13 protein-coding genes and 1 tRNA gene are annotated in these 13,949 nt (G+C 45.1%); 5 read left to right on the plus strand and 9 right to left on the minus strand.

The features are described from left to right. Positions 1–28 precede the first annotated feature (28 nt). Positions 29–1,822 carry a tail fiber domain-containing protein gene (locus P0M28_RS26060; protein ID WP_302206382.1) on the plus strand — a complete coding sequence of 598 codons (1,794 nt, stop codon included), beginning with the start codon at positions 29–31 and terminating at the stop codon, positions 1,820–1,822. Here the strand turns inward: P0M28_RS26060 and P0M28_RS26065 are convergent. From P0M28_RS26065 to P0M28_RS26080, 4 genes are all read right to left on the minus strand, one after another. Next, positions 1,790–2,437 carry a hypothetical protein gene (locus P0M28_RS26065; protein WP_302206383.1) on the minus strand — a complete coding sequence of 216 codons (648 nt, stop codon included), beginning with the start codon at positions 2,435–2,437 and terminating at the stop codon, positions 1,790–1,792. The genes P0M28_RS26060 and P0M28_RS26065 overlap by 33 nt on opposite strands. Next, complete coding sequence (locus P0M28_RS26070; RefSeq protein ID WP_302206385.1) at positions 2,382–3,635, minus strand: dipeptidase; 1,254 nt, start codon at positions 3,633–3,635, stop codon at positions 2,382–2,384. Before P0M28_RS26070 ends, P0M28_RS26065 begins: the two co-directional genes overlap by 56 nt. A 65-nt stretch (positions 3,636–3,700) precedes the next feature. Next, positions 3,701–4,216 carry a gamma carbonic anhydrase family protein gene (locus tag P0M28_RS26075; protein ID WP_302206387.1) on the minus strand — a complete coding sequence of 172 codons (516 nt, stop codon included), beginning with the start codon at positions 4,214–4,216 and terminating at the stop codon, positions 3,701–3,703. 63 nt (positions 4,217–4,279) lie between these two features. Then, positions 4,280–6,163: an LVIVD repeat-containing protein gene (locus P0M28_RS26080; protein ID WP_302206388.1), complete on the minus strand. Its 1,884-nt coding sequence runs from the start codon at positions 6,161–6,163 to the stop codon at positions 4,280–4,282. A gap of 186 nt (positions 6,164–6,349) precedes the next feature. On the opposite strand from P0M28_RS26080, the gene P0M28_RS26085 reads away from it, so the two are divergent. Beyond that, a complete protein-coding gene (locus P0M28_RS26085) occupies positions 6,350–7,213 on the plus strand; it encodes an SMP-30/gluconolactonase/LRE family protein (protein WP_302206389.1) in 864 nt (287 codons plus the stop codon). 41 nt (positions 7,214–7,254) lie between these two features. On the opposite strand, the gene P0M28_RS26090 is transcribed toward P0M28_RS26085, so the two are convergent. After that, a tRNA-Leu gene (locus P0M28_RS26090) sits at positions 7,255–7,338 on the minus strand. 455 nt (positions 7,339–7,793) lie between these two features. Between P0M28_RS26090 and P0M28_RS26095 the strand changes: the two genes are divergently transcribed. Beyond that, positions 7,794–9,254, plus strand: coding sequence for an ISKra4 family transposase (locus tag P0M28_RS26095; protein ID WP_302204760.1), 1,461 nt, complete (start codon positions 7,794–7,796; stop codon positions 9,252–9,254). 87 nt (positions 9,255–9,341) lie between these two features. Further along, positions 9,342–10,124 carry an enoyl-CoA hydratase/isomerase family protein gene (locus tag P0M28_RS26100; RefSeq protein ID WP_302206391.1) on the plus strand — a complete coding sequence of 261 codons (783 nt, stop codon included), beginning with the start codon at positions 9,342–9,344 and terminating at the stop codon, positions 10,122–10,124. 53 nt (positions 10,125–10,177) lie between these two features. Here the strand turns inward: P0M28_RS26100 and P0M28_RS26105 are convergent, their stop codons facing one another. Together P0M28_RS26105 and P0M28_RS26110 are read right to left on the minus strand one after the other, a co-directional pair. Continuing rightward, entirely contained in the window at positions 10,178–10,756 is a 579-nt protein-coding gene (locus tag P0M28_RS26105; RefSeq protein WP_302206393.1) for a hypothetical protein, read from the minus strand. Positions 10,757–10,960: 204 nt separating this feature from the next. Continuing rightward, a complete protein-coding gene (locus P0M28_RS26110; RefSeq protein WP_302206394.1) occupies positions 10,961–11,230 on the minus strand; it encodes a hypothetical protein in 270 nt (89 codons plus the stop codon). Between the two features lie 75 nt (positions 11,231–11,305). On the opposite strand from P0M28_RS26110, the gene P0M28_RS26115 reads away from it, so the two are divergent. Further along, positions 11,306–12,094, plus strand: coding sequence for a DUF6443 domain-containing protein (locus P0M28_RS26115; protein ID WP_302206396.1), 789 nt, complete (start codon positions 11,306–11,308; stop codon positions 12,092–12,094). A gap of 6 nt (positions 12,095–12,100) precedes the next feature. Here P0M28_RS26115 and P0M28_RS26120 read toward each other — a convergent pair whose 3' ends face one another. Beyond that, positions 12,101–12,826, minus strand: coding sequence for a 16S rRNA (uracil(1498)-N(3))-methyltransferase (locus tag P0M28_RS26120; protein WP_302206397.1), 726 nt, complete (start codon positions 12,824–12,826; stop codon positions 12,101–12,103). 67 nt (positions 12,827–12,893) lie between these two features. Then, positions 12,894–13,946 carry a quinone-dependent dihydroorotate dehydrogenase gene (locus tag P0M28_RS26125; RefSeq protein WP_302206398.1) on the minus strand — a complete coding sequence of 351 codons (1,053 nt, stop codon included), beginning with the start codon at positions 13,944–13,946 and terminating at the stop codon, positions 12,894–12,896. Positions 13,947–13,949 lie beyond the last annotated feature (3 nt).

The following is a 13,949-nucleotide window of genomic DNA, read 5'->3' on the forward strand; positions in this document are numbered from 1 at the left end:
TAATCTACCAGACGTAACGATGATATTTTTGAAGCAAATCGTACTACTGTTGAGTATTGCCCTCTTCTCCCAAAAAATATTCGCCCAATCGGTAGGAGTGGGAACTACATCGCCCAACGCCAATGCTGCACTCCATATTGTAGCACCTAATAACAACCAGGGGGTGCTCATTCCGAGTATGAGTACGGAGCAACGAATTAGTGAGCAATTTACCGCCAATCTATCTTCACAAGACAATGGCCTGATGGTATTTGACCTAACCGAGAACCGTTTTTTCTTTTGGGCAGACGGGACGTGGTCTCCCATCATCAGCGGTGCCGTAAACCAGATATTAGACGTGGGCGAGGGGCTAGAGATTAATGAGCAGAGTCTGATTATCAATACGGGAGATACCGATTCTACTAATGACATTACTGTAACTACTGCTGCGGGCGGATCGCTGGTTGGGACATACCCTAACCCTGAGCTGGCCGAAGGAACGGTTCAAACTATAAATTTAGCTGATTTGGCCGTGAACGGTAACAAAGTTGCTGATAATACCATTGGAGTAGAAAAATTATCAGGGTTGGCTGATCCAACATCAGGTAGAAATTCAGTAATGATTACTAACAACAGCAATATCCCTCGCTGGTTTCAACCGGAGGCCAATCAGGTACTAGTTACCGATAATGCCGGACAAATAACCTCACGATCTGAAGCGACCTTTGCTCGGGAAACGCTAGCCCTGGGCGAAATCTACATTGGAAATAACGTAGGAGAGGCCGAACCATTGGATGTTTCGGATATTGGTAATATTCTAGTCGGAAACGGAACCACCCTCTTTAAGCTAGATGCCTCTGGTAACGGTAGGTTACTAGTGGGCAATGGAACTACTTTAGTCTCGGTAGATGTGATGGGGGATGTTTCCCTAGACGGAACTGGAACTGTTCAAATTAGTGCGGATGCGATCGGTACAGCTGAAATTGCCGATGGTACCATTGCTTCTGCTGACTTAGCAACTCAAGCAGTAACTACCGATAAGATCGCGTTGAACGCGATACAATCCGATCAAATTCTGGATGAGTCTATTACTTTAGCTGATTTGGCTCCCGGATCGGTAAATGCCGAAAAGATTCTGAATGGAGCGATTACCGACGGTGATATTAATTCTGGTGCTGGAATTTTGGTTAGTAAGTTAGAAGAATTGAATACAGGTGAAATCATTTTTGGAAATACTAATGGACTGGGAGAAGGGATACCTACTATCGGTCTACTCTCCGGAGATGCCAGCATTAGTGCTAATGGTATCCTTACTTTATCCTCTGTAGGGCCAGGTATGGGAAGCTACGGGGGGGGTGGTAATTTCATAGAATCCATCTCCCTTGACGTTCAAGGTAGAGTGACCGCTGTGACTGCTGGCTCTCCACCCAGTGACTCCCGTCTCAAGGAAAATATTACTGAACTAGCGTACTCCCCACAAAAACTGCATCAGCTACAGGCCTACAGTTATCAGTGGAAAGATAGTAAAATGGGTGAAGGACGGCAGATTGGGCTAATCGCCCAGGAGGTAGAAAAAGTGTATCCTGAACTAGTAAAAGAGCGTTCGGATGGCTACCAAGGCGTTCTGTACCAAGGGCTTATTCCGGTACTGATTGAGGCTACTAAAGTGCAGCAAGATTCGTTAGATGTATTGAGCCAAGAAAATAGTTTGTTGCAAAACCGAATAAAGCAACTGGAGGAAAATCTAAACCAGTACGAAGAACAACTTCACCGAATAGAAACTACTATTCAGAAGATGGTACTAAAAGAATCACCAGCGGTAGCAAGCCCCGAAGCTCAGTAGGTGAGGGGCACCAATAGCGAGTTCTCCCTGGAAACCGACGTGCTCAGTAACGTACGATTCCCCACCCAAGATAATCAGCTGTGGGGCAAAGGTGCCACCCAGAGCAAAATTGATTACCCGATCAACCACATCCGAAGGAAAACCCACATCGGAATTCACATTCCAGTTAGAAAAACCGAGTCGCGCCCCGCTGTACATTCGGAAGTTGGCTTGGTAGACGATATAAAGCAAGCCCGTGGCTCCAAGGTAAAACCGATTGGCCCTAAGTCCGTACTGCCGAGCCGAACTATTGTCTGGATCACGATAAGTCACTGAAAAATTCTGATGAGCAATGGTTCCTCCGATGGCAGCTCGCCGGGTTGGCTGAAAAAGGTATGTGGCGGAGATAACCGGATTTCTACGGATGTTTACCCCGTCAATAATCTGGAAATAGTTCACTATTCCTGATAGAATTCCGGAAGTACTAAACCCGATATTTCCCCGAACTTGATGAGGATGAATGACACGATTTTCGCTTTTCCCTGTTTTTTCTTGAGCAAAAAGAGGGGAGACAGTGCTACTAACGGCTACCGCTAGTATTAGAATTACCCCTGCGGGTAAGCATTTGAGCCACATCCTGAACATCGTTCCACACCCGGAACGTGTTCTTATAGCAAATTTTCTCAATGTCTTCTTCAGAATATCCTCGCTTTAGTAGTTCGGCAATTAGGTTGGGATATTCTGAAGCATTCTTCAGTCCGGTGGGCAAGGTATCGCCCACGCCGTCAAAGTCAGACCCAAAACCCACGTGGTCAATCCCAGCTAGTTGCACCACATGATCGATATGATCAGCCACTCTCTGAACGGTAGAGTAGGCCGGATTGTTTGCCATATATTCTCGGGCGTAGGCTTGGGTAGCACTATCGCTAAAAGTTAAGTTACGTTCACTCATCCACGCCGTCAGGTGGGTTCGCATTTCACTGGATTTTTTGCGGGAGTCAGCATCAACAAACCCGGAACCGAAATTAATTTGAATGACTCCGTTATTTTCTCCCATGAGTTTAATCATATCATCGTTCATATTGCGCTCAAAGCCAGGCACAAACTCTCGAGCTGATGAGTGGGAAGCAATCACCGGGGCCTGGGTAATTTTCATTACGTCGTAGAACGCACTATCAGAAATGTGAGAAACATCCACCATGATACCTACTCGGTTCATTTCTTTTACCACCTTTTCACCAAAAGGGCTGAGGCCATTCCAAACGCGGGTGGTATCGTAAGAGGAATCACAAATTTGATTAACCTTACTATGGGTTAGCGTCACGTAGCGAATGCCTCGGTCAAAGAAGTACTGTACGTTTTCAATGGAATCGCCGATGGGGGCACCATTTTCCATTCCCATGGGTAAGGAAATTAGGTCTTTCTCAAAATTACTTTCTATTTCTTGCGGAGAGTTCGCTAACGCAAATTTCTCGGGAAATTCCTGCGGGATGTTTTGTACCAGATTAATGAGGGAGTCAGCAAATTCTTTGGCACCACCCGTTTCCTGATAACTAGCGGGAATGTAGATTGACATAAATGGGGCGTCCAACCCTCCGGCTACGGCCTTGGGATAATCGAAATCACCCTGAGTCTCATTCTCAATATCTTTAATGTATTCTTTCTTCAGCCGAAAGCCTGAAACCTTAAGCCGATAAGGTAAATCAATATGACCGTCGGTAATGATATAGGCCTGAGCTAGTGAATCAGCTTTGTTTTGCAGACTATCTTGCGCCCGAAGAGTGAAGCAGGTTAATAAAAAAACAGTACTCAGAAATATAGGTAGAAATTGCATATATATTTTGTTGATTAGCGTGTAGGCAAACTTTAGCTATTATTTAATGCGATAAAATTAAAATATTATTCGGAATTATACCAGGATGCATACATAGAATAATTGTTGGCAATGGTTTGCATACGTTCTCGGTGGGATACATCTAGCTTCTTTACCTTGCGGGCTGGTACACCCGCGTACAAGCATCCAGCTTCTACGACGGTGTTTTCTAGCACCACAGCCCCCGCAGCAATCAGCGCCCCCTGTTCAACTACTGCATGGTCCATCACGATGGCACCCATCCCAATGAGTACGTAATCTTCTAGTGTACATCCGTGTACCAGTGCCCGGTGCCCAACCGATACGTAATTACCAATAATAGTATCTGCTTTTTGATAGGTTCCGTGAATAATTACACCATCTTGAATATTACTGTTGTGCCCAATGCTGATAGAAGCTACGTCGCCCCGGATAACCGTGTTAAACCATAAGCTACAATTACGACTTACGGCTACATCGCCAATGAGAGTAGCGGTAGGGGCTAAAAAACAATCGTCACCTACGGTAGGGGTTTTCCCCCGAACAGAAATAATATGGCTCATAAAAGAAAAACCTCCGAAAGTAAGTACTGTTCGGAGGTTTTGTCAAAAGTTAGCAATCAGTAATTAAGGTAGTTCTGGAAAAGCCGACCAATTTACGGCATCTGGATTGCTGAATTTAAGTAAAAATATTCCGTCGTCAAAGTCCTGATCGTGGAAATCTCGCTGTATATCTTCGTAGGCTAGCACTAACGTTTGTTCTTCAGGAATAGCTAATATCACGTTCTGCTGCTTGATGGGGCGATTTTTATGCAACCACCAGCTAGAATAGTGGGTTAAGAAGCCAGTAGTAACCTCGCCGTCTACGAATCCTTTAAAGTTCAAGAAGAAGCCCAGCGTATTTCCGCCGGAGAAGCCGGGTAAACATATCTTATCTCCCTTCATCAGATGACTTTCGCTGAGGGTAACAGTAGCGTTAGGAAATAGCACCGTTAGATCAGTAAGATCATTCGGGCTTTCGGGTCGGTCATTATTTGGGTACGTATAGTATCCTATCGTATTTTTATGGTGAGTAGATTCCCCAACTACCGTGATTTCCAGATCGGTATCCTCTAGCAAAGCAATATCAGTTAGAACAGTCTCTAAGAACCAGTTCGGCTGGCGCTGAGTTAAATCATCACCAGCAATGAACTGCTGACTGAGACGGGCATCAATATCGGGGTCAATTTGCGTACTAGTCTCGCATAAGTAGTTCGGACGACCGTATTCGTTCCAATCACCGATAGTGATATAATTGCCCGCTTCAGGGTCGTACTCAATAATTTCAACAATTTGTAATCCCTTGGTACCCGTAGCGACAAAAAGAAGGTTGCCCTGGCTCATTACGTAGTTGGTAGAGGCTGGAAATTGCACTGACCCGAATAATTGAAAATCGTTATCTACTTGGTGGATTACGTACATTCCCGCTGCGCCGTTCGCTGCGAAAACCTTGTCGTTGGCGTAAGAAACTCCGTTACAAGTAAGATTGGCTGCCTCAATGTCCTCTATTACCGGAATAGTAATGTGCTGCACGAGCGACCCATCAGGTCGGTTCAGTAGTTTTAAGCCCTCTTGTCCGGCGGGTATAAAGTAGGTGTCATCCGACATAGCAAAAACGGACTTTGCCCCGGGCTCATTTGCTCCATCCGTAGTTACGGTTTGTAGAATCTGCCAAGAATTCTTCTGGATGGTGGTAATCCGCCCGGGGCTGCCTTGCATTACGGTTACTTGATCATCAGACACGATTAAGGAGCGGGCGTCATCTAAGGGAACTGTCTTTACTAGCTCGAGACTAGTCTTATTGTAAACGCTCAACCCACCCGTAGAGCCGTGAGTGACATAAATGAAATTTTCATCTACTTTCACGTCAGTGCTCACGAATCCGGGTACATCAACCGTCTTTCGTTCTGATGACAAACTATCCTGATACGTCATAATCTCTAATATTGCCGGAGATGAAAGACTATCCTCATCCAATTTGGCACCGGCTAAGTAAATGGTTCTATTATCTACTGCCACCGAACTAAATTCAGTATTTGGGTAGATTGCCTGAGCAACTAATGTAGCAGTTCTAGGATTTTGAACGTTGATAATATCTAAACCTCCTAAAAAAGTACTACCCTGCGTATTGTACGCAACGTAAGCCAATCCATTGGCTACGGTTACATGTGAGGCTTGTAGTTTACTGTTTTGCCATTGAGGTGGATCTACTTGGGCTCGTAGCACCAACACGTAGTTTAGATCTTCGGCAGGTTCAGTTTGTATTCGGCCATTTTCAGTGGAAGTAGTCACCTCCGCGAAGGGTAATATTTTATCGCCTTCTGATAGGTAAATACGTGCATCTTGGTTATTTCCGTTGCGAACGATAATTTCAGGAGTGCTTTCAATATCAACTTCTGAAGAAGGCTGGCAAGCAGAAATAACGGCTAAGAGCAAAATAGCTAAGAGTCCATTATTAAACTGTACATTCATATTACTAAATATTATTATTCAAAAGTATTAGTTATCAAATTTACAACATATGTAATAAAAATACAAAAAATAATTATAAAACTTATATTCATTATAATTCTCAGGCTTCAAAAGCTTTGCAAAAGTTTGGGAATTTGACCAAGATGACCATATTGCAAGTATTCAAGCACTAATTACCAGCGTTTAATGAAAGCAGCGTTGCAGCTAAAATGGAATGCTATAGTAGGTGAAGGTCCTGTTTGGGATTATCGCCAGCATTGTCTGTATTGGGTAGACATATTACGCGGACACATATATAAATATGACCCACAAACTGGCGATAACCAGATTTTTGAAATGGGGCAATACGTGGGAGCCGCAGTACCCCGGAGTAAAGAGGGATTGATTGTAGCATTACAGCACGGCTTTGGTTTATACGATGAAGAAAACAAAGCACTAACCATGCTTAATGATCCAGAAACTCATCTACCCAAGAATCGATTTAACGATGGTAAAGTAGATGCTAAGGGAAGGCTCTGGGCGGGTACGATGCAGATTGATCCAAAAGAGCCACAGGGTAGTCTATATGTGCTGGATACTACGCATAAAGTAGAGCAAAAACTAGATAATATCTACATTTCTAACGGATTAATTTGGTCGCCGGATAATCAGTGGTTTTACTTCATCGACTCACTCAAAGGCGGCGTAGATTGTTATCGTTTTGACTTGGAAACAGCTGCTATTACTTACGAACGTGAGGTGCTTGCTATTGACCCAAAAGTAGGTGTACCCGACGGAATGACCATTGATGAAGAGGGTAACCTATGGGTAGCCGTTTACGATGGGGGACGCGTTATTGCGGTTAATCCCAACACAGGAAAAATTATTCAACAAATTGATGTTCCAGCGAAGAAAACGTCGAGTTGTACCTTTGGCGGAGAAAACTTAGACACATTATTTATCACTACTATTTCGGAAAACACCGATCCGAACGATGAACCATTGGCCGGATCGCTATTTTCGGTAAAGCCGGGGGTGAGAGGGATAAAGGCTAATTTTTACGCGGGCTAACTAATAATAAAAAAAGCCTGCACCAAAAGGTGAGGCTAATGTGCGCACGAGAAGATTCGAACTTCCACGCCAGTTAAGGCACTGCCCCCTCAAGACAGCGTGTCTACCAATTCCACCACGTGCGCGAGCGTTGCAAAGCTAGACAATTTTGCCGATGAAACAACAAATAATAAACCGGAGACCGGAGACCGGAGACCGGAGACCGGAGACCGGAATTTAAAATTGATCGCTGCTGAAACCAACCACCTAATGAATAATGATTGATGAATCATGATTATTTGGTGTGGGACACTGTACAGTAGACAATGAGTAATGAGTAAAGCTAAATTCCGTACATCAAACTACGTTAACACCATAACACCATAACACTCCATTCTAACCCGCGAGACGGCCGCCTGTAATCTAATGACCAGGGACAAAGGACTAATAACAGTTGACTGTGGACTATCGTCGGTGGACTGTTGACCGTAGACTAAAAAACAATTGAGTGTATAACGAATTGGGTGCAGAGGAAAAGCGAGTGGGAATGCAGAGATTCCCTTAATTTTGAGGTCTTCAACCACCATCAAAAAAACTCGCTATGGAAGTAAAGGAAGCAAAAATCAACCAGATAAGACAACACTTAGATCAGATAATAGCCCAAATGGATGCCCGAAGTAAAGAAGGAATGAGAATTCATCAGGTAGAGCGGTCTTTGTTTACCAGTTTATTGCAGTTAGGTTTTCAACTGTTAGAATACTACATTTTGAGTATACAACAGGTAGTCGCTGTTCAGGGGGTTCCCGTTGATCGTGCAGGGGAAAAGATGAAGAACACCGGGCTGCGTAGTCGGCCTTACCGAAGCATTTTTGGCCCGTTATCCATTGCCCGCCCCAAGTATTACTCAACCACTGGTAAGAGCTATTACCGGCTGGACGAAGCGTTGGGCTTACCCAAGAGCAACTATTCTTACGTATTGGATGATTGGTTAGGGTATGGGGCCACCGAGATGGACTTTGCCCAAAGTGCTGAGCAGTTGGAGCGCATCTTAGGTCATCCCCTAAGGGGTATGCAAAGCCAACGGTGTAGTTACAGGCTTTGCGAGCAAGTAAAAGACTTTTATGAGCAACAAGCCTGGGAAAACATAGAAGATGGTACTCATTTGAGCGTAGGCTTTGACGGTAAGGGGGTGCCCATTCGTCGCAGCGAAACTCAGCGAGCTGAGGAAAGTACGGCGGTTCGTCTGAGCAAAGGACAGAAGAAGGGGGTCAAAAAAGAAGCCACAGTAAGCCTGAGCAGTTCGTTTACCCCGCGGCCCCGGCAGGCTCAAGAACTCTTAGAGAGCTTGTTTTGCCCTACCCATGAGCCGCAGAAGCCCGATGGAGGGCATACCTGGCACGAGCACAAGCATCTACGAGCCTTTCTCTCAGACAAGGTAGGGGCCATCCGCTACGGGGTGGAAAACCTACTTCGGCGCGATGCTAGTGCAAAAAAGCCGATCATCGTTTTGATAGACGGTGACCGAGCCTTAGAAAAAGCAGTTCGGCAAGTGGTAGAAGAAAAGAAAGTTACCCATCGGGTAGAGGCCTACGTACTGGATTTTATTCACTTGCTAGAGTACGTTTGGAAGGTGGCTAACGCTCATTGGGGGGAGAAGCATCCCAATCGTTTTGCTTGGGTGAGAAGCCAAGCCGCCTTGTTACTAGACAGCCAGCATGATGAGGTACGACAGCAATGGCAAGTTATCTTGCAACAGGCTACCTTGTCTCAATACAAGCGTGACACTGTCCAACGAGCCATCACCTACCTGACCAACCATCAGCATATGGTAGATTACAAAACCTATCTACAGCTAGGATTTCCTATCACCACCGGAGCGGTGGAAAGTGCCTGTGGACATTTTGTAAAGAGCCGTATGGAGAGAAACGGCATGCATTGGGGAAAACAAGGTGCGCAGAATATGCTCAACCTACGAGCCGTCAGAAAGAACGGCGATTGGGACAACTACCTACAAACAGTAGTCAAACACGAACAACAAGCTCTTTACCAAAAAGCTGCCTGAGTTACACCCTTTTTGTTATACACTCAAAACAATTAGTAGTTTAGCCATCAAACAAGCGAACCATTGAAGTAATTAACTATCGATCAGATGTTTCAACATATTATTTACGAAGTAAGCGCCGGAATTGGAAAAATTACACTGAATCGGCCTGAGGTGTACAATGCACTGAACAATCAGATAAAAGTAGAACTCAAGCAGGCATTCAGTCAAGTGCAGGAAGATTCAACCGTGCGAGCGGTCATTCTTACGGGAGGTGGTTCGGCATTTTGTTCGGGGCAAGACTTAAAAGCGGCTCAAACTGAACTAAAGAATACAACGTATTCCGAAGCTGTGCGAACGTATTATAACCCGCTAATTCTTGCGATGCGCGATTTGCCTAAACCCATTATTTGCCAGCTCAACGGTGTGGCTGCCGGGGCTGGGTGCTCATTGGCGCTGGCCTGCGATGTGATCGTTGCCAGCGATGATGCTAGTTTGGCGGAGCTTTTTGTAGGTATTGGCTTAGTAATGGATTCTGGTTCTACCTATTTTCTGCCCCGCATGGTTGGCTCGCTACGGGCGTTTGAACTAGCGAGTACCGGGCGAACGGTAAGTGCTGAAGAAGCCGTTCAAATCGGATTAGCTAATCAGGTAGTGCCTGCTGACCAGTTAGAGAATACGGTGAATCAACTGGCTCAGAAGTATGCCCAAGCCCCAACCAAAACCATTGGTATGATTAAGCAGATGCTCAATCAATCTTATGAAATGAGTTTGGCTGAAGTACTAGACTACGAAGCCCAAATTCAAGATCAGGCTGCTGCTACCGAAGACCATCAAGAGGGAATCTTAGCCTTTTTGGAGAAGAGAAAGCCCAAATTTCGGGGGAAGTGACATACCCAAATAGTTTTAGGGTGAACTTCTCTAAGTTGCACTATGAACGGCTTCTACCTTTTACTAGTTTGGAAGGCAAAACGTACTACCCACGGACGGGAATAAAGGCTTTCCTCACTATGTAAAAGATCGTAGAGTACTACTATTTTCCCTTGTATATGTTTGGTTAGAGCGTATGTTTTGCCTACCCCAATAAATGCGCTTTTCTGCCATTGGCGTATTAAATCATCTTGCTGTGGTGCGCTAATAGGTTGACTCATCAACTCAAACTCAGCGTGCAGTAAGAAGCCCTTAAAGAACTGGTAATGCGTGAAGGCACTGCCACCATAGATTGACTGTTGGGTTTGAATTCCTCGTCCATCATCCCGTAGCTGAAGGCGGTACGATGCACTAAAGCCCCCTAGCCACTTTCGGTTAAGCTGAAAGCCTAAGTAGGGAGCCAGTTGAACACCAAAAGGTGCATTGGAAAGTATCTGAAATCCACTACCATATACTAATCGTTCGCTAATAGGTATGCCTTTCAAACTACTTTTTCTTAGGAAAACATTTTGATCGGCTTGTACATGGCTATACTTTTTTTTTAGCTTCTGTAGCGAACGTTGGGCATCTTGTAGTTGATCCGCGTGCTTCATAAAGTGGGCTTTTGCTTTGTGAAGTAACTTTTGCTGCATAAAAGCTTTCATTTGCTGTCGGTCAGAGAGGTAGCCTTGGTATTGGTTAGCTTGCTCGCTGATGGCCTGGGGTTGACCTACCCATTCATCCAGCCCCTGCTGCTGTTCTTGTAAAGCTTGCCATTCGGGGCGGTTTAGTAGTTGCTGATTAACCAGCTCGGTAGGTTATGGAGCTAATGATGCTGATTTCTTTATTGATGCAGTTTGCTCAGTAACCGGGTTTAATAAGTCGGGGGTGTTAGGTACTATCTGATTAAGTTGAGGTTGTTTAGCCGCAAATGGGAGGGCAGGAACCTGCGATGATGCCTTTGGAAATGCTGGTTGAAGTGGTGACAATGGTTCAGTTGATATTCCAAGTGAATCGAGCGGTTTGGTAATTCTGCCAAGTAGACTATCTGGTGTGGCTCGTATCCGCTGATTGGGTAGAGCTACCATACTGTCTATCTGTTGTGTAGTTTTATTTACCCATTGAACAGGTGTTACTAATATACTGTCGGCGGAGGAAACTAGATGATTATCCTTACAGGTAATTGCAATCAGTCATCACCTTATAATTACGTACAAGTAGAAGCTGTAAGAAGCCGGGGAAAGAAGCACGAATTTAATTTGAGCTTCTTAAGCAACGGTGAGCTACGTACTTCTTACGACTACCTAGATGGATTGGGGCGCACGGTGCAGCAAGTAGACCAAGCCGCCAGTCCGGCGGGAAACGATGTGGTGCTGCCCGTAGAGTACGACGCGCTGGGGCGCACTCCCAAACAGTACTTGCCCTACGTAGCTAGTGGGCAAAGTGGCAACTACCGAGCCGGGGCTATTAGCGATCAAGCTAGCTTCTACCAAACCAACGGCGATAAGATTACCAATACTACCCATCCGTTTAGCCAGAGTGTGTACGATCGCTCACCCTTGAACCGAATTATAGAGCAAGGATCAGTAGGAATAGCTTTTCAACCAGTAGCCGACAACCCCAATAACTACACTATAAAACAGTCGTACCAAACTAATAATGCCAACGAAGTACGGCGTTGGCAGTATAACTACACCAACCAAACCATTAGTAGTAACAATTTTTACGGACTAAACCAACTTTACGTCAGCGAAGTGAGGGACGAAGACAATGATGCCGTGTGGGAGTACCAAGATAAACGAGGGCAAACCGTGCTGAAGAAAGTGGAAGGTGATACCGAAGATTTGTATACTTACTACGTGCACGATGCGTTTAACCGCCTACGACTGGTAAAAGACCAACGCCGCGATATTTGCCAATGGTACCAGTATAAAACTGTTGATAGTGAGTGAGTTAGGTCACGAGCTATTGCCAAGGCTATATAGCTGGTTCACGGTATGCAACGTCTGGCAGCCAACTAGCCCGGCGGTTTCGGTTCGTAGGCGGTATTGGCCTAAGCTTACCATTTGAAAGTTTTGCTCGGTAGCCCAAGTTATCTCGCGCGGGCTAAATCCACCTTCCGGGCCAACCAGCAGTACATAAGATGTATGAGTTGTCGCTAACTTGCTAAGCGGTTGGTGGTGGTTTTCATCAATGTGGGCAATAAACTTACTGCTATCCGCCGGAAGCTGAAGTTGTCCAGAAGTCAAGGGATGTATTTCAACTAAGGCAGGCAGGAGGGCTCGACCAGATTGCTTCATAGCACTTACTGCTTTTCGCTGTAACCGCTCTAATTTGAGCACTCTTCGTTCGGAATAGTCACACTCAACAAACTGGATACTATCAACGCCAATTTCGGTGAGCTTTTCTACCATCCATTCCGTGCGATCGAGGTTTTTGGTGGGAGCAATTAGCAAATGAATAGAGTAGGGGAACGCAGCTTGATGCTGCTGGCGAACGATACTAAAAGTGCAGCGTTTAGGACTCGTCTCTTGAATAACCGACTGGTAGTACGTGCCTTTTCCATCTACGACAGTTATGGTATCATTTGGGCGCAATCGTAGCACTTTTGCACAGTGGCGAGATTCTTCTTCGCCTAAAAAATTGGCTCCGTCAGCAATATCCGGTTGATAGAAAGTAGCCATAAAAACGATTGTGCAATTGAAAATAATCCAGAATATCTCTGCCAGCGAAAGAGTTTCACCTGAACACTTAATTTCCAGCGTAAGCCGTATGCTGGGTGAGTATACTACGGTTAATGTCTCGCACTAAAGCAGGGCCTTCGTAAATGTATCCGGTATAAATTTGAACTAAACTGGCTCCTGCCTCTAATTTTTCTAAAGCATCATTAGGACAGCCGATGCCTCCCACACCGATAATCGGTAGTTTCCCTCCTGACTTTTGATGAATGTAGCGAATTACTTCGGTAGAGCGTTGGCGAATAGCTGATCCGCTTAATCCTCCGGCTCCAATTTGCTGTAATGTTTCGGCATTGGTCTGGAGCGACTCGCGAGAGATCGTTGTATTCGTAGCAATAATGCCGTCCACCGGAACCGTTAGGCAAATTTCAATAATATCATCTAGCTGAGATTCATTTAGATCTGGCGCAATCTTGAGCAGAATTGGTTTTGGATGTTCCTTTTTTTGATTAAGCTCTTTTAGATGATTGAGTAGATTAAACAACGGTTCTTTTTCCTGAAGTTGCCGTAAGTCAGGAGTGTTGGGTGAGCTTACATTTACTGTAAAATAATCTACTAGCGGAAATAGCAACTCGAAGCACTGTTCGTAATCGTCTGTGGCATTTTCGTTAGGGGTGGTTTTATTCTTACCAATATTTCCCCCCACAATAATATCAGATTTCCGCCGGGCTAATCGTTTGGCTGCTTCGTGAATGCCCCCATTATTGAACCCCATTCGATTAATCAGGCCACTGTCTTGAGGTAAGCGAAACAGACGAGGCTGCGGATTTCCGGCCTGCGGATGAGGTGTTAACGTACCAATCTCAACAAATCCAAAACCTAAGGCTGCCATCTCATCAATCAGCTTAGCATCTTTATCAAATCCCGCCGCTAGCCCAACCGGATTTTTGAATTCTAAGCCAAATAAATTTTGGGTTAAGCTTGGACTATCCACTTCCAGTGCCTTCTGAAATAAAAGCCTGACCGGAGGAATTGCCATTGCTACGCGTAGTAAGCCGACGGTCACTTTGTGAGCCTGTTCTGGCTTCAGTAAAAATAGTAGAGGACGAAGAACTGATTTATACATACG

The sequence above is a fragment of the Tunicatimonas pelagia genome (assembly GCF_030506325.1).
GTDB classification, from domain to species: domain Bacteria; phylum Bacteroidota; class Bacteroidia; order Cytophagales; family Cyclobacteriaceae; genus Tunicatimonas; species Tunicatimonas pelagia.